Source organism: Alicyclobacillus acidocaldarius subsp. acidocaldarius DSM 446, assembly GCF_000024285.1.
Classification (GTDB): Bacteria; Bacillota; Bacilli; order Alicyclobacillales; family Alicyclobacillaceae; genus Alicyclobacillus; species Alicyclobacillus acidocaldarius.
The window spans coordinates 1772244-1788509 of the sequence record NC_013205.1 but is presented as its reverse complement, the minus strand read 5'-3'; the positions used below and the strand labels follow the sequence as shown (position 1 = coordinate 1788509).

Below are 16266 nucleotides of genomic sequence, written 5' to 3'. Positions count from 1 at the left end.
CCCAGGATTTCGGCCTGGAAGGCTCGTTCGATTCAGGAGCCGCGCTGGACGTGTCGCCGCAAATAGAAGCGTTGACGCGGATTCTGCTCGTACCATGCCCGCACGATCCGGCGGACCGTCCACGCGTGCCGCGGGACAAGTTGCTTCAACTCCGCGGTGATGTCCATCAGTCGGACATGATGTCCGTCGACGACGATCCCGTTCTCCAATTCGCTCCAAGCGTGGCGAGCACAGGCGGATCGCCAAAAGTTGTGCATGGAACCCTCGCTGTAGATGTGGGACTGACCGTTCTCGAGCACCAACATGAGAGCCGAGGGGAGAAACATGACGTCGCCCGGCGGCTCAACGCAGGCCTCATAGATGCGAACAATTGGGGTCACGAGCGCCCCTCCTCTCCTCGCCCAAGTATACCAGTTCTTCGAACTGCGCAAGCGCCCGGCCCAACGGACGCTTGCGCACGTATGATCCGGCAAGGGGAACCTGGAGTGGACTACTTGGATGCATTGAGCCGAGCGGATGTGGTAGGTGCTCACCCCGGAGGCCTCGCGTTGACGGAGTGGTGGCTTGAGCAGGTGCCGCTGTGGGCAGGAGCCGCGGTGCTCGACGTGGGGTGCGGGACAGGCGCCACGGCCCTGAGTCTCGCTGAACGGGGCATGCGCGTCACGGCGCTCGACGTTCGACAGGAAATGATCGACCGCGTGCGCGACCGGGCGCGACAGGCTCATCTCGCGTTGGACACGGTCGTGGGCTCGGCGGAGGCCCTGCCCTGGCCACCTGCGTCATTTGACGCTGTGATAGGCGAATCGGTCCTTGTGTTTACGGACATCCCAGTTGTGTTGCGAGAAGTGCGTCGGGTGTTGAAGACAAGCGGATTCGCCGTGTTTGTGGAGATGGTGGCGCCCACCCATCCGCCATCGGGATGGCACCAGGAAGCCGCACGTGTGTATGGAGCTCGAGAAGTGCCCACGCTCTCAAGTTGGCGGGATCGCTTTCTTGCTGCGGGCTTTCAGCCTGCGGTGTTGCGCGCGGGGTCCATCTGGAGTCTCGCGCGAGAGGTACCGCCTTCAGGCCCCGTTCATGGCGCCGATGTGGCCATGCTGGGGGACCGCGAGGTCGGGCGGGCGCTGGCCGAGCATTTCGCGTGGATGGAGCGTTTCGGCCAGACGCTCGGTTACGGCGTGTTTATGCTCGTACCGAAGGTGTGAGCTCACGGCTGAAGCCATTCCTCCGGTATCTTCCATGGGATAAATTGAAGGTAGTCGCAGCTTACCAACTGGTAACGAACGCTGTCGATCTCGCCATTGAATGCGAACCGATGCGCGGGACCATGTAAGTGACCGTATACACACGCCCGGACGCCGTAGGCTGCGAGCAGTTCATGAAACGGAGAGTGCGGATGATTCGAATCGACGGGCGGGTAGTGCATCAGACACAGAATCGGCTTTCCCTCTTTGACCGCTGCCTTGAGCGACAACTCGAGGCGCAGAATCTCCCGCTTGAGAATCGGTTCATCTTGTTCCGCGTTGTATGAGGGGTGATGGGGCAGCGTCCATCCTCGAGTGCCTGCGAAACACACGTTGTCAAGAACAAGGCAATCGTTCTGCAAGGCGTACATGCGTGGAGGCAGCGCTTTTCGAACCCGCTGAATCCCCCCCCACCAAAAATCGTGGTTTCCTCGAATGAGCACTTTTCGTCCAGGAAGGCGTCCGATCCACACCAGGTCGGGCGCGGCCTCTTCCAGTTTCATCGCCCACGAAATGTCACCCGGAATTAGGACGATGTCATCGTCGTGGATCTGGTCTTGCCAGTGATGCGCGATCTTCTCCGCATGATCGCGCCACTCGTGTCCGAATACGTCCATGGGTTTGCTTTGTGATGTATCCAAGTGCAAATCTGCGATCGCGTAGATGGCCACGGTGGTTCCCCCTTGACCGTTCCATGATATCACACTTGCTCACAGCGTCGGCGCACCGAGCGGCGGCTTTCCCGCAAGGGTTGGGTTTCTCCTCGTCTTTATCGACGCAAGTGCCTCCGAGGTGTTGAATGGTGGTGGGGGATATCGATGTGGACTGAGGAACAATGGGCCGTGATCGAACCCAAGGATGCTTCATCGGTGGTGGTAGCTGCTCCTGGAAGTGGCAAGACGACGGTGATGACGGAGCATCTTGCACACGTCATCGCAACGGGTCGAACACCTCCTCAGCGCATCCTTGCCATGACGTTCACACGGCAGGCGGCCGAACATATGCGTCAAAAGCTGCGCGGGCACGAACGACTGCGCCCGGTGGACGTGGAGTCGTGCGCCATGGGCACGTTTCACGCAGTGTTTTTTCGAGCACTGTTGGAGGCGGATCGCCAAGTGTACCCTGTGCTCGGCCAGCGGGAGCAGTACGCCTTGATGCGAGAAGCCATGGTGGACGTTTTGGGTGAACGCCACGCGGCGAGCATGTACGAACTCCAATCGTACCTCACGCTGTACAGCCGGATGATAGGTAGGCGGGAGCAGGATGAGTTGGACAATAAAAGCAGGAGAATTTTGGAGTCTTACGTCCGCAAAAAACGAGCGCTGAACCGCTGGGACCATGACGATATTCTCCTCGCCTCGTTGCATCTGTTCCAGTCGCGATCGGCGTCGAAGATTCGACTCTTTCAAATGAACTACATTTTGGTGGATGAGTTTCAAGACACGAATGAGCTACAATGGGCGCTTCTCACGTCGCTCGTGGAACGAAACAGCGCTTTAGCCTTCGTGGTCGGCGATGACGATCAGTCCATTTACGCATTTCGCGGCGCTTCGCCCGTGTATCTCCAGCGCGCGGTAGAGGTTCTCCCCAAGGCACGTCGATATTTACTCACCCTGAACTTCAGATCCGACCGAAAAATCTTGCGTCACGCGGCGCAGTTGATTCGCCACGTGAAGGTTCGAGTGGACAAGCCGCTCCGCGGCGTGAATGATGCGGAAGGTGTTTGCCTGGCGTATGAGGTTCCAGACCGGGCAGCGCAATGGCGACTGGTCGCGCATCTGCTCCGCCGCGCGATGGGTCGCGGGCACTCCATGGCGATTCTTGCGCGCACGCGCAATCAGTTGGCGGTTGCGTGGATGGCGCTTCGGCGAGCATACGGAGCCAAGTGGGATCTCGTCGCGAGGGGAGTTGAATTTCGCACATTTCACGATAGCAAGGGCAAGGAGTGGGATGTCGTCGCGTTGCTCGATATGTCGGCGTCGTTCGATACGACATTCGACTCCGATGAAGAGCGGCGCTTGTTGTACGTTGCCATGACACGAGCCCGACACGAGCTATACGCGCTCGTGCCTCGGATGATGGGCGGAGCGCCTCGACGCATCCATCCCTTTTTGCTGGAGTCGGGGATTGAAGTTTGTGCTGTGAACTGGCGCGACAGGGGTTCGAAATTGGGTGAAAAATCGCTGGACTTTTTGGGTTGTAACTAATACAATGGAGACAAAACAGACCTGTTATACATCATCTGTTGTAGATCAACTGTAGATCAGCTGCGGATGAAACCCTAGGGGAGTGGTGAAGATGACGAGGAGTCATCCGGTTAAAGGTGGAGAGTTACAGAGCGCAGTTTTTTCGGACCAGGTGGATCTCCATGCACCGTTGGAGGGCAAGCGGGAGTTTGCTGACACAGAGAATAAGCAGTGGGTTCAGGAGCGCCTTCTGGATTATTATCACGGGAGCCGAGGATAAGCGGGCTTATCTTGGCGTCCATTCATCAGATTCAGATAGATGAGATTCGACGAACGCGCCGAAATGAAGAACGGCGCGTGTTCTTTTTTACGTGTTCCTTTTGTTTTCGAGAGTTGGTTTGCGATCGTTTCGCACTAGAACTAAGTTCCAGGCGTTTTCTCTGCAATTCCCCTTGACACAGAGGGGGAAGCGGTGATAGTATCATTCTCGCCGCCCGCGAGGCGGCACGAAATCCGCGCGGTGGCGCGGGATTCGCTCCTTGAAAACTAAACACACGAGACCACCGAGCCCGTGAGTCTTTGTGACCACAGGTCAGGATAAAGCACTTGGATTGAGAGTTTGATCCTGGCTCAGGACGAACGCTGGCGGCGTGCCTAATACATGCAAGTCGAGCGGACCTCTTCGGAGGTCAGCGGCGGACGGGTGAGGAACACGTGGGTAATCTGCCTTTCAGACCGGAATAACGCCCGGAAACGGGCGCTAATGCCGGATACGCCCGCGAGGAGGCATCTTCTTGCGGGGAAAGGCCCAAATGGGCCGCTGAGAGAGGAGCCCGCGGCGCATTAGCTGGTTGGCGGGGTAACGGCCCACCAAGGCGACGATGCGTAGCCGACCTGAGAGGGTGACCGGCCACACTGGGACTGAGACACGGCCCAGACTCCTACGGGAGGCAGCAGTAGGGAATCTTCCGCAATGGGCGCAAGCCTGACGGAGCAACGCCGCGTGAGCGAAGAAGGCCTTCGGGTTGTAAAGCTCTGTTGCTCGGGGAGAGCGGCATGGGGAGTGGAAAGCCCCATGCGAGACGGTACCGAGTGAGGAAGCCCCGGCTAACTACGTGCCAGCAGCCGCGGTAAAACGTAGGGGGCGAGCGTTGTCCGGAATCACTGGGCGTAAAGGGTGCGTAGGCGGTCGAGCAAGTCTGGAGTGAAAGTCCATGGCTCAACCATGGGATGGCTCTGGAAACTGCTTGACTTGAGTGCTGGAGAGGCAAGGGGAATTCCACGTGTAGCGGTGAAATGCGTAGAGATGTGGAGGAATACCTGTGGCGAAGGCGCCTTGCTGGACAGTGACTGACGCTGAGGCACGAAAGCGTGGGGAGCAAACAGGATTAGATACCCTGGTAGTCCACGCCGTAAACGATGAGTGCTAGGTGTTGGGGGGACACACCCCAGTGCCGAAGGAAACCCAATAAGCACTCCGCCTGGGGAGTACGGTCGCAAGACTGAAACTCAAAGGAATTGACGGGGGCCCGCACAAGCAGTGGAGCATGTGGTTTAATTCGAAGCAACGCGAAGAACCTTACCAGGGCTTGACATCCCTCTGACCGGTGCAGAGATGCACCTTCCCTTCGGGGCAGAGGAGACAGGTGGTGCATGGTTGTCGTCAGCTCGTGTCGTGAGATGTTGGGTTCAGTCCCGCAACGAGCGCAACCCTTGACCTGTGTTACCAGCGCGTTGAGGCGGGGACTCACAGGTGACTGCCGGCGTAAGTCGGAGGAAGGCGGGGATGACGTCAAATCATCATGCCCCTGATGTCCTGGGCTACACACGTGCTACAATGGGCGGTACAAAGGGAGGCGAAGCCGCGAGGCGGAGCGAAACCCAAAAAGCCGCTCGTAGTTCGGATTGCAGGCTGCAACTCGCCTGCATGAAGCCGGAATTGCTAGTAATCGCGGATCAGCATGCCGCGGTGAATACGTTCCCGGGCCTTGTACACACCGCCCGTCACACCACGAGAGTCGGCAACACCCGAAGTCGGTGAGGTAACCCCGAAAGGGGAGCCAGCCGCCGAAGGTGGGGTCGATGATTGGGGTGAAGTCGTAACAAGGTAGCCGTACCGGAAGGTGCGGCTGGATCACCTCCTTTCTAGGGAGAAGGTTGTGGGGCTTACAGGCTTGGGTGGTGGCGTGTGTTTAGTTTTGAGGGAGCGAGAGCTCTCTCGAAGGACCTTGGCAAGTGCATAGGGAGTTTGGGAAGGTGAAGCTAGGAAGGGCACACGGTGGATGCCTAGGCGCCAAGAGCCGAAGAAGGACGGGGCGAACGCCGATATGCCACGGGGAGCCGTAAGCGGGCTTGGATCCGTGGATGTCCGAATGGGGGAACCCGCTGGCGGGAAGCGCCAGCAGCTGAGGCCGAAAGGTCTCGAGCGGGGAACCGGGGGAAGTGAAACATCTCAGTACCCCGAGGAAGAGAAAGCAAACGCGATTCCGTGAGTAGTGGCGAGCGAAAGCGGAGGAGCCTAAACCGCATGCGTGGGAAAGGCTGCAGCCGTTGCGCATGCGGGGTTGTGGGGCTGTTTGCGGCGAGCTGCAGGGTAGCCAGCCCGAGTGTACGCGTAGGAGAACGGTCTGGGAAGGCCGGCCAGAGACGGTGAGAGCCCGGTATCCGAAACGCGCGCACGAGGGTGGAAACAGACCCCGAGTACTGCGGGACACGAGGAATCCCGTAGGAATCTGGGAGGACCACCTCCTAAGGCTAAATACTCCTTGGCGACCGATAGTGAACGAGTACCGTGAGGGAAAGGTGAAAAGCACCGCGGGAGCGGAGTGAAAGAGAACCTGAAACCGTGTGCCTACAAGCAGTCGGAGCACCGATGGGTGTGACGGCGTGCCTTTTGTAGAATGAACCGGCGAGTGATGCGGGCGAGCGAGGTGAAGGCGGAGGAGCCAGAGCCGAAGCGAAAGCGAGTCTGAAGAGGGCGCGAGTTCGTCCGCATCGACCCGAAACCGGGTGATCTACCCCTGGTCAGGGTGAAGTGCGGGTAACACCGCATGGAGGCCCGAACCCACTGGCGTTGAAAAGCCAGGGGATGAACTGGGGGTAGGGGTGAAATGCCAATCGAACCCGGCGATAGCTGGTTCTCCCCGAAATAGCTTGAGGGCTAGCGTCAGGGGATGAGTTGTGGAGGTAGAGCGCTGATGGAGTGCGGGGCCCGCGAGGGCTACCAAGCTTCGTCAAACTGCGAATGCCACAATGTCGAGGAACCTGGCAGTGAGACTGCGAGCGATAAGGTCCGTAGTCGAGAGGGAAACAGCCCAGACCCGCAGCTAAGGTCCCGAAGTTCCGGTTGAGTGGGGAACGATGTGGCGCTGCGAAGACAACCAGGATGTTGGCTTAGAAGCAGCCATCATTGAAAGAGTGCGTAATAGCTCACTGGTCGAGTGGCGCTGCGCGGAAAATGGAACGGGGCTAAACCGGACACCGAAGCTCGGGATGGCGACATGGTAGGGGAGCGTTCCATGTGCGGCGAAGCTGAGCCGAAAGGCAAGGTGGAGCGCATGGAAGTGAGAATGCCGGTATGAGTAGCGAAAAGAGGGGTGAGAATCCCCTCCGCCGAAAGCCCAAGGTTTCCTGGGGAAGGCTCGTCCGCCCAGGGTCAGTCGGGACCTAAGGTGAGGCCGAAAGGCGTAGCCGAAGGAGAACAGGTTGACATTCCTGTACCACCGTAGGCGTTTGAGCGAAGGGGTGACGCAGGAGGACGAGGGAAGCGGCCGGATGGAAGGGGCCGTCCAAGCAGCGAGCGTGGGGTGTAGTGAAATGCGCACCCCGAGAAGCGTGAGCTGTGATGGGGAGGGAAGGAAAGTACCGAAGTCCCGACGTTCACACTGCCGAGAAAAGCCTCTAGCGAGCCGAAGGTGCCCGTACCGGAAACCGACACAGGTGGGCGCGTGGAGAACACGAAGGCGCGCGGGAGAACTCTCGTTAAGGAACTCGGCAAAATGGCCCCGTAACTTCGGGAGAAGGGGCGCTCTTCCGTGGGGAAGAGCCGCAGTGAAAAGGCCCAAGCGACTGTTTAGCAAAAACACAGGTCTCTGCGAAGCCGAAAGGCGACGTATAGGGGCTGACGCCTGCCCGGTGCTGGAAGGTTAAGAGGAGGGCTTAGGGGGGAACCCCGAAGGTCCGAATCGAAGCCCCAGTAAACGGCGGCCGTAACTATAACGGTCCTAAGGTAGCGAAATTCCTTGTCGGGTAAGTTCCGACCCGCACGAAAGGCGTAACGACTTGGGCGCTGTCTCAACGAGAGACCCGGTGAAATTGTAGTACCTGTGAAGATGCAGGTTACCCGCGGTTAGACGGAAAGACCCCGTGGAGCTTGACTGTAGCCTGATATGGGACAACGGTGTTCCATGTACAGGATAGGTGGGAGACGGAGAAGCTTGGGCGCCAGCCTGAGTGGAGTCGGCGTTGGGATACCACCCTTGGGACACGGTTGTTCTAACCGGCCTTGTGAGGACGCGAGGCGGGACAGTGTCAGGCGGACAGTTTGACTGGGGCGGTCGCCTCCTAAAGGGTAACGGAGGCGCCCAAAGGTTCCCTCAGCGCGGATGGAAATCGCGCGAAGCGTGCAAAGGCAAAAGGGAGCTTGACTGCGAGACGGACAGGTCGAGCAGGGACGAAAGTCGGGCTTAGTGACCCGGTGGTTCCGAGTGGAAGGGCCATCGCTCAACGGATAAAAGCTACCCCGGGGATAACAGGCTGATCTCCCCCAAGAGTTCACATCGACGGGGAGGTTTGGCACCTCGATGTCGGCTCATCGCATCCTGGGGCTGAAGTCGGTCCCAAGGGTTGGGCTGTTCGCCCATTAAAGCGGTACGCGAGCTGGGTTCAGAACGTCGTGAGACAGTTCGGTCCCTATCTGCCGCGGGCGTAGGATACGTGAGAGGGGTTGTCCCTAGTACGAGAGGACCGGGATGAACCGACCGCTGGTGTACCAGTTGTCCCGCCAGGGGCACCGCTGGGTAGCCAAGTCGGGAAGGGATAAGCGCTGAAAGCATCTAAGCGCGAAGCCCGCCTCAAGATGACGTATCCCATTCCGAGAAGGAAGTAAGACCCCTCGAAGACGACGAGGTGGATCGGTCTGGCGTGGAAGCGCAGTGATGCGTGGAGCGGACAGATACGAATCGGTCGAGGGCTTCACCTGCACGACTCCCTATGCACGACGGCAAGGACCGCAACCCAGAGGCGAAGTGAATCGCGAGCGTGTGGGGCCGCTAGGCAGCGACTCGCAAGTCAGTCTTCGCCGATGCGATACAGATGCGAAGCGACATGCGAGCGAGGCGTGGTTAGGTACCGACTCGTAACGCAGGCTTCGCGGAAGGGACTCAGAGGCGAAGTGAATCGCGAGCGAACACATCTGCAGCCCGAAGGGCGAAGCCGTGTGAGCGAGCGATGAACGAAGCCAGCCTGGTGACCCTAGCGGAGGGGCAACACCCGTACCCATCCCGAACACGGACGTGAAGACCTCCAGCGCCGAGAATACTGGGAGGGAAGCCTCCTGGGAAGGTAGGTCGTTGCCAGGCGAGAGATTTATGCGGGTGTGGCGGAATTGGCAGACGCACCAGATTTAGGTTCTGGCGGGCGACCGTGGGGGTTCGAGTCCCTCCACCCGCATTGAAGCCAAGCGTGGGTTCGGAGTGGTCCGAGCCCTTTGTTTATGTCCAATTCCTTTCATTCCTCTATCGAGTTGCATCGATAATCGTGTTGCATCGATAGAAGAGTAAGCCAAGCCCATCGGCGGCCTCGCCTTCGGCGGGCTTTTTTCATATGTGGACTTGATGAGCGGAGAACTGGACAGAGACTGGCCAAACTTGATTATAATAAGGACACGACTCCGAATACCATGGATTGCCGATGACGGATGAAAGGTGGGGTTGTCATGCCTGTTACGATATACGATGTTGCGAGAGAAGCAAAGGTCTCAATGGCGACTGTGTCCCGCGTGATCAACGGTACGGCTGTCGTCAAAGAGGATACCAAGAAAAGAGTGTTGGAGGCGATTGCAAAACTGGGATACCGGCCGAACGCGGTGGCACGGGGACTTGCCAGCAAGCGGACTCGCACGATTGGCGTGATCGTGCCGGACGTTTCGGCGGCGTTTGTGGCAGAGATGGTTCGGGGGATCGAGGACATCGCGAACATGTATGATTACAACATTCTCCTCGTCAACTCGGATGCTCAGGTGGATCGCGAGGTCAGTTTGATTGGAACAATGTGGGAGAAACAGGTCGATGGAATCTTGTACATGACGAACGTTCTCACGTCACGTGAGATCGACGCGTTTGAGGAAGCGCAGATTCCGGTTGTGCTCTGCGCGACAGAAGATCCAGAGCGACGGATCCCGTCGGTGAATATCGACAACTATCGCTCGGGGCGGGATGCGGTGAACTTCTTGCTCCAGAAGGGTTGCAAGCGTATCGGCTTTATCACGATGGACGAAGGGTTCTCGGTGGTGGCGGATCGGCGGTTGCAGGGTGCCCAGAATCGGATGCGCGGGCAGGAGCTTCACGTCATTCGAACGGGGCGCGGGCGCTACGAGACGTCTCTTCCCGTCATCCGTGCGTACTTCGAGGAGCACGACCTGGACGGTGTGGTTGCGGCCTCGGACGAATTGGGTCTGGCTGCGATTCATGCCGTGCAAGATATGGGGAAATCAGTGCCTGACGATGTCAAGGTGATCGCGTTTGACAACACACGCCTCGCTGTGATGGTGCGCCCTGAGATGACCGTGATCGCGCAACCGATGTACGACTTCGGTGCGGTGTCGATGCGATTGCTGACCAAGCTCTTGCAAGATGAGCCGGTGGATAACTACACCGTGATTTTACAGCACAACATCGTTGAGCGAGCCTCCACGTGACGGTGTTCATCGGACGCGAGAGTCTTCCTCCAAGGGCGTGGACAGGCTCGGAATGAAGGCCGTACGCCATGACATGGGGAACAAATGAGGTATAATATAATTTATCACACGCCCTTTCACTCGGCCTTTGGCGATAAGGAGGGAACGCCGATGCGAGTCGAGCGAATTGCCCGAGACAAGGTGCGGATTTTCATCAGTTACGACGATCTCGAGGAACGCGGGATCGATCGCGATGAAATTTGGCACAATGGAAAAAAGGTGCAGGATCTCTTTTGGGATATGATGGAGACCGCTTATATGGAAGTCGGATTTGATATCGCGGGTCCGATTTCCGTTGAGGCGTTCACGATGCCGACAGAGGGCGTGGTGGTCATTGTCACGCGTATCCCGTCCATGCCTGGAGCTGGCCATGATGACGGGGATTACGGCGACGAAGAGGAGACGTACTTCGAGCGAGATCACGGCTTTTCATCGCGTTCAACGCCGACCCACATGGTGATGGCGTTCCGCGATTTGGATGACCTCTTGGACGCGTGCAAGACGTTGCGCCAGTATCCGGTCCATACATCGCTGTATCATCACGAGGGGGCTTATCAGCTCGTGATCCACGGCGATCTGAGACCCGACCAGTGGGAAGAGGTGTTCTCCATTCTGGTGGAGTATGGTGAGATGAGTCGGGTGACGTCGTGGGTGCTCGAAGAGTACGGCAAGGTGATTTTTGCCGATCACGCCGTGGAACAGCTCCTTCGGAACTTTCCGACGTGATCGTTCCGCATAGGCGAGAGTAACTAGATCACTCTAGTTACTCTGTTTTTTGTGCCCACCTGCGATCTCGGCTGCTTTTCGGAACGCGGGTGGGCGTGTATACTAGGGCTGTCTTCATTCGATTCCATGTTGTCGACAACCGGGAAAAGGTGGTACACACTGTGGCAGATTCTGTGGCGTCCGCGGACAAGCGTCAACAGGGTGCGTCCATGCTTCAAGAGACGCAGGGCATCGTCCGCCAGGCACTCGACGTCCTGGGATATGGGCCCGAGGCCTTTGATCTCTTGAAACTCCCCATGCGCGTGTTGACGGTGAGATTCCCTGTGCGCATGGATGACGGAACCGTGCGCGTGTTTACCGGCTATCGCGTCCAGCACAACGACGCCATCGGGCCCACGAAGGGCGGTATCCGGTTACATCCAGACATCACGCTGGAGGAGATGGAGGCGCTTGCCATCTGGATGTCGATTCGGTGTGGCATCGCCGAACTGCCCTTTGGGGGGGCAAAGGGCGGCATCGTGTGCGATCCGCGCGACATGTCCTTCTCCGAGATCGAACGCGTGAGCAGAAGTTACGTGCGCGCGGTGAGTCAGATTGTGGGGCCGGCGAAGGACGTCCCGACGCCTGATGCGTTCAGCAATTCGCAGAACATGGCGTGGATGTTGGACGAGTACTCCCACATTCGTGAGTCGGACAGTCCTGGATTCATCACAGGCAAGCCCGTGATTTTGGGCGGAACGCGAGGGCGCGATGGTGCTGCGGCGCGCGGGATCGCGCTGACGCTGGAGGAAGCGGTCAGGCAGAGGAAACAGACCCTCGAAGGGCAGCGCGTGATCGTTCAGGGCTTTGGAGGCATCGGGAGCTACCTGGCGAAGTACCTGAGCGATCGGGGAGCCCGCATTGTCGGCGTCGGCGACGCGTATGGCGCCCTGTACCGTGAAACGGGGCTGGACGTGGACGAGTTGCTGGAGCGTAGGGACTCGTTCGGCACCGTGACGCGCTTGTACCGCGATGTGCTGACGAATCGCGAGCTCTTGGAACATCCGTGCGACATCCTGGTGCTGGCCGCATCGGGCGCTGCGATCACAGCGGAATTGGCCGCGAAAATCAAGGCGTCGCTCGTGGTCGAGGCGGCCAACGTGTCGACGTCGCAAGATGCCATCGAGATTCTGACGGAACGCGAGATTCTCGTGATTCCAGACGTGCTTTCTTTTGCCGGCGACGTCATCGTCTCGTACTTTGAATGGGTTCAGAACAACCAGGGATATTACTGGAGTGAGTCGGAAGTCCAGGCGAAGTTGGACGATCGCGTCCGGCAGTCGTTCGACCGCGTGTATCAGGTGGCGGTTCGGTATGGCGTCAACATGCGGCTCGCGGCCTATATCGTCGGGGTTCAGCGGTTGGCGGAGGCGAGCCGCTGGCGCGGATGGATCTGAAACGCGACCGAAGTGAAGGAGGGATCGCTATGCGCGCAGAGTCGTCGTTGTCGGCTCAGGAATCGACACCAGCTGCACATCGGATCAAGGTCATGATCCGCTGCCGAAAGTGCGGCGAGACGTTCATTCTGCGGGGCACGCGCGACTCGAAAGGCAATATTGAGACGGGATTCAAACGCTGTCTGTGCGATAACGACAAGGACTTTGATATCGAAGTGATCGGCTGAGGACGGTTGGCGAATGGGATGTGTCCGGGGTTGACCCGGGCATATTTTTTTTGCGCGTCTACAGACTACGGGATGTCGCCGATGCGAGCTTCTGCGAAAGGAGGCTGCCGAATGAGCAGGGCGAAACGCGCAATCTCGGCATGGGCACTCATCATCGCCGCTTGGATGGCCGCGGAGACGTCCCTCGCGACGCCCGCGATTCAGGCGTTCACGGCGCGCAATCTCATCTACGGGAGCACCGGGTACGACGTCGACGAACTGCAGGGGCGTCTCCACCTGCTGGGCTACTATTGGGGGCGCATTGACGGCATCTTCGGTTGGAAGACCTATTGGGCTGTCCGTACCTTTCAGTACAATTTTGGCCTTCCGGTGACCGGCGAGGTCGACATGCGAACCAAGATCATGCTGGTGAAGGCGACGCCGAACTGGAACTACAAGATGGACGTTCCCAGCGCTTCTTCGGGATCGCCGTCCGCCAGCGCCGCACAGCCAGCGACAACCTCCGGTAACAGCGGCACCCTGATCTCTGGAGACGGTTTCACGCATGGGATGGACAATCTGAGTGCGAGCGACCTGAACCTCATGGCGCACGTCGTCTACGGCGAGGCTCGCGGGGAACCGTTTGAGGGCCAGGTGGCTGTCGCCGCGGTGATCTTGAACCGCTTACATGACCCGAAGTTTCCCAAGTCCATTCCGGCCATCGTGTATCAGCCGGGCGCGTTTGACTGCGTGAACGATGGACAGATCAACCTTCAGCCCAATCAAGAGGCGATGCAGGCGGTGATTGACGCGGTGAACGGATGGGATCCAACGCATGGCGCTCTGTATTACTTCAATCCTGCCAAGACGTCGAACGCCTGGATGTGGGCGCAACCGGAGCTTGTCATGATAGGTCATCACATCTTCACAGTCTGACGAGGGGGTGAGTTCCATGCGCAAATGGACGTGGTGGGCTGGGACGGCGGCGGCCGTGATCGCGGTGGGCGGCGCGGCTTTTGCGTGGGGCGATCACGAGCGAAGCCGGGCACAGGCCATGGCGGCCATGGTGGACGCTGGGTATTCGGGTGCTTTGCGCGCGGCGGTTGCGGACCTCGATGCGCTGCGCGCAGCACTCGCTTCGGCCTCCATCATGGCGGATCCGGAATCCTTTCGGCGGCATCTGGCGGATGTGGAGAAATACGCGTACGCGGCGCAATTGGACATGGCACGTATTCCCGACGGAGGACCGGATCATCGGGTGAACCAGGAATTGCATCAGATCGACTTCGATGCCGCACATTGGGTGACGACAGATGCCGATCCGCACAGCGCGAGCGTACAGGATGCCTTGCGGCAAGCGTATCAAACCGTGGCGCGGCTGGAGACGCAGCTCGAGCCGATTGCGTGGCACGCGGGGCCCGTTCTCGGTGGAAGGACAGGTACCGAACTCGCGCCGGCCGTGCGCAATGCGCTTGCCCGGGTACAGGCGAGTGTCGTGCCATCGAGCGCTGCGTCGAAGCGCACCCCGGCCTCTGCGACGACGAAGGACCCGACGCCTTGGATTCGGCGAGCGGAGCAGGTGGTGGGCGGGAGCATCGACAAGGCGAAGGTAAGTGACGTCCGCGATCCGCGCAACGGTTCGTATGTCCTCGTGACGGGCGCCGTCATGGGTCGACCGGTGCGCATCGAGTTTGCGAGAACGGGCACGCTCGCCAGCTATCGATGGACGCGCCCGACGGGGAAGCCTCGGGTGGATCTGGCGGATGCGGCCGGCATCGCGTCGCGTTGGTTGCAGCGGGTCGGGTTGTCGGACATGGTGCGCACCTACGCCAGCCAGGTGGACGGGATCGCGCGGTTCACCTATCAGCCCATCGTGCAAGGTGTCCCGGCGCTGGACGCGAGTTGCAAGGTCGTGGTGGCGTTGGACGACGGCCAGGTGATCGGATTTTACGATCGCGGCAAGTGGCCGCCCAAGACCCTGCCGCCCGCCCGGCATCCGCTGTCCGAAAGCGATCTCCGCGCGCGCCTCGGTCCGCAGTTTCACGTTCAGGACGAGCGGCGCGTGCTGGCGGAGGATCCCAACGGGAAATGGGTTCAAGCCGTCGCGTTTGATGGCACCCTCGGCGGCAGCGACGAGCCCTACCGCGTCGTTCTCGACGTGTCCACAGGGCACGAGTTGAGCATCGAACGCTTGACATAATTCGAGGCTTCTGGCGCAATCGAGCCTTTCTGCCCAAGTTTCCCCGCAACCTTCCTTTCTGCGTGTATAATAAGGCAGGAGATTGGAAGGGATGGGGAACGGTATGCCGATTGTGCCACCGATAGGGGCTCCGTTGCGCGTCCGCGTCGTGGGAGACACCTCTGAGAACAGTTATAAGTCGCGTGTTGCAGACCTGGATGACGAATTTCTGTACGCGGACGTTCCCGTCCATCAGGGAACCGGGCGAGAGATGGATGTGCACGTCGACACGACATGGGTGATCGAATACGCCGCTTCTGAGAACGATGTGTACCAATATTGCTCTCGGGTCTTGGGATTGTCGTACATTCCGACGCCGGCTGTGCGCTTGGTCCACCCACTCAGGGGCTCGGACTTGGTGCGAATTCAGCGCCGAGAATATTTTCGCGTATCTTTGGACGCGCAGGTGAAACTCACCTGCCTGCGCACGGGAGAGAGCTATGTCGCCCAGGCTATCGACATCAGCGGCGGAGGGCTGGCGGTCCACACGAGGGACCCTGTCGATATCGAGTACAGGGACCGGGTTCATGTCGATGTCACCCTGCCGCACACGGGATACCGGTTGCAGGCCCCGTGTCAGGTGGTGCGCGTGGAAGCGGAAGGAACGGGTCGCACCCTATCGATGCAGTTCGTGGACATCCCGGAGCGCGTGCGAGATCAGGTGGTTCGCTACACCTTCATGCGACAGCGCGCGCTGAGGAGAAGGATAGATTCATAGCGCGTCCCGCGGCGCATACGTTTAGCTGTGGAGGGATGTCCATGGCGATTCGACGGATGCGCCGCATGCTGGACGATATCTTGGTCCCTGTCGGGCTCGGGACCCTGACCACGCTTGTGTTGGCCCAATTGGCCATGCAGATGCCGCAGGTGCGCGATCGCGTAGAAGCCATGGCGCGATCGCATCCGGTGATGGCGATGCAAACGGGTACGCCGCCGGGCCTTGACGGCGCGACGGGAAGCATCATCCTGACGGCGGACAGCGCGGCGCGGGCGGCGGACGTGATCGTGTTCCGAAACGGCGTCTCGCTTGGGCCGTTTACGACGGACGAGATGCAGATTCTCGTTCACGCGGGAGACGTCATCTCGTTTCGCGACACGATGCCCCAGGGGCCGCCGGTCACCCTGTATGTCCAGGACGGCGCGAGCGACATGCTCTATCCGGTGACGGGAGAGACCATCACGCTCGGCGGTGGCACGGCGACCGCTTCGCTCGAGCCCGTGGCCTTTTTTTGAGCTTTGACCGCATTGCCGAGCCTTTTCCGGTTGTGTTACCA

Annotated in this window: 12 protein-coding genes, 1 tRNA gene and 3 rRNA genes; 14 read left to right on the top strand and 2 right to left on the bottom strand. The window is 59.4% G+C overall.

Annotated elements, in window-relative coordinates:
* Nucleotides 1-32: 32 nt before the first annotated feature.
* Nucleotides 33-380 (bottom strand): hypothetical protein, encoded by a 348-nt coding sequence (locus AACI_RS08470; RefSeq protein WP_012811028.1) that lies wholly within the window; start codon nt 378-380, stop codon nt 33-35.
* 105 nt (nt 381-485) lie between these two features.
* Between AACI_RS08470 and AACI_RS08465 the strand changes: the two genes are divergently transcribed.
* Complete coding sequence (locus AACI_RS08465) at nt 486-1205, top strand: class I SAM-dependent methyltransferase (protein WP_012811027.1); 720 nt, start codon at nt 486-488, stop codon at nt 1203-1205.
* A 2-nt stretch (nt 1206-1207) separates the two neighbouring features.
* Here the strand turns inward: AACI_RS08465 and AACI_RS08460 are convergent, their stop codons facing one another.
* Nucleotides 1208-1915: a metallophosphoesterase gene (locus AACI_RS08460; RefSeq protein ID WP_012811026.1), complete on the bottom strand. Its 708-nt coding sequence runs from the start codon at nt 1913-1915 to the stop codon at nt 1208-1210.
* A 147-nt stretch (nt 1916-2062) separates the two neighbouring features.
* Here AACI_RS08460 and AACI_RS08455 point away from each other — a divergent pair, with 147 nt between their 5' ends.
* The 13 genes from AACI_RS08455 to AACI_RS08395 all read left to right on the top strand — a co-directional run bounded on the left by AACI_RS08455 (nt 2063) and on the right by AACI_RS08395 (nt 16225).
* Entirely contained in the window at nt 2063-3451 is a 1389-nt protein-coding gene (locus tag AACI_RS08455) for a UvrD-helicase domain-containing protein (protein ID WP_012811025.1), read from the top strand.
* 586 nt (nt 3452-4037) lie between these two features.
* Nucleotides 4038-5575, top strand: a 16S ribosomal RNA gene (locus tag AACI_RS08450).
* Nucleotides 5576-5685: 110 nt separating this feature from the next.
* Nucleotides 5686-8630, top strand: a 23S ribosomal RNA gene (locus tag AACI_RS08445).
* A 262-nt stretch (nt 8631-8892) separates the two neighbouring features.
* Nucleotides 8893-9009: ribosomal RNA gene (gene rrf / locus AACI_RS08440) — 5S ribosomal RNA — on the top strand.
* The 16S, 23S and 5S rRNA genes sit together here with 1 tRNA gene alongside, the layout of an rRNA operon.
* A gap of 11 nt (nt 9010-9020) precedes the next feature.
* A tRNA-Leu gene (locus tag AACI_RS08435) sits at nt 9021-9100 on the top strand.
* Between the two features lie 265 nt (nt 9101-9365).
* The gene (locus AACI_RS08430) at nt 9366-10346 is read left to right on the top strand and encodes a substrate-binding domain-containing protein (RefSeq protein WP_012811023.1); all 981 of its coding nucleotides are present in this window, start codon (nt 9366-9368) and stop codon (nt 10344-10346) included.
* Nucleotides 10347-10496: 150 nt separating this feature from the next.
* Nucleotides 10497-11111 (top strand): adaptor protein MecA, encoded by a 615-nt coding sequence (locus tag AACI_RS08425; RefSeq protein WP_012811022.1) that lies wholly within the window; start codon nt 10497-10499, stop codon nt 11109-11111.
* Nucleotides 11112-11272: 161 nt separating this feature from the next.
* A complete protein-coding gene (locus AACI_RS08420; protein ID WP_012811021.1) occupies nt 11273-12547 on the top strand; it encodes a Glu/Leu/Phe/Val family dehydrogenase in 1275 nt (424 codons plus the stop codon).
* 29 nt (nt 12548-12576) lie between these two features.
* Nucleotides 12577-12774, top strand: coding sequence for a hypothetical protein (locus AACI_RS08415; RefSeq protein WP_008341062.1), 198 nt, complete (start codon nt 12577-12579; stop codon nt 12772-12774).
* Between the two features lie 111 nt (nt 12775-12885).
* A complete protein-coding gene (gene sleB / locus AACI_RS08410; RefSeq protein WP_012811020.1) occupies nt 12886-13689 on the top strand; it encodes a spore cortex-lytic enzyme in 804 nt (267 codons plus the stop codon).
* Between the two features lie 16 nt (nt 13690-13705).
* Nucleotides 13706-14953: a PepSY1/2 domain-containing protein gene (locus tag AACI_RS08405; RefSeq protein WP_012811019.1), complete on the top strand. Its 1248-nt coding sequence runs from the start codon at nt 13706-13708 to the stop codon at nt 14951-14953.
* A 91-nt stretch (nt 14954-15044) separates the two neighbouring features.
* The gene (locus AACI_RS08400; RefSeq protein WP_012811018.1) at nt 15045-15710 is read left to right on the top strand and encodes a flagellar brake protein; all 666 of its coding nucleotides are present in this window, start codon (nt 15045-15047) and stop codon (nt 15708-15710) included.
* Nucleotides 15711-15751: 41 nt separating this feature from the next.
* Complete coding sequence (locus AACI_RS08395; RefSeq protein WP_012811017.1) at nt 15752-16225, top strand: hypothetical protein; 474 nt, start codon at nt 15752-15754, stop codon at nt 16223-16225.
* The last annotated feature ends 41 nt before the right edge of the window (nt 16226-16266 follow it).

Excerpts from the sequence above, each read along its gene's own strand:
- AACI_RS08400 (WP_012811018.1), top strand. The coding sequence starts at position 15,045 with ATGGGGAACGGTATGCCGATTGTGCCACCGATAGGGGCTCCGTTGCGC.
- AACI_RS08425 (WP_012811022.1), top strand. The coding sequence starts at position 10,497 with ATGCGAGTCGAGCGAATTGCCCGAGACAAGGTGCGGATTTTCATCAGT.
- AACI_RS08430 (WP_012811023.1), top strand. The coding sequence starts at position 9,366 with ATGCCTGTTACGATATACGATGTTGCGAGAGAAGCAAAGGTCTCAATG.
- AACI_RS08395 (WP_012811017.1), top strand. The coding sequence starts at position 15,752 with ATGGCGATTCGACGGATGCGCCGCATGCTGGACGATATCTTGGTCCCT.
- AACI_RS08455 (WP_012811025.1), top strand. The coding sequence starts at position 2,063 with ATGTGGACTGAGGAACAATGGGCCGTGATCGAACCCAAGGATGCTTCA.
- sleB (WP_012811020.1), top strand. The coding sequence starts at position 12,886 with ATGAGCAGGGCGAAACGCGCAATCTCGGCATGGGCACTCATCATCGCC.
- AACI_RS08405 (WP_012811019.1), top strand. The coding sequence starts at position 13,706 with ATGCGCAAATGGACGTGGTGGGCTGGGACGGCGGCGGCCGTGATCGCG.
- AACI_RS08415 (WP_008341062.1), top strand. The coding sequence starts at position 12,577 with ATGCGCGCAGAGTCGTCGTTGTCGGCTCAGGAATCGACACCAGCTGCA.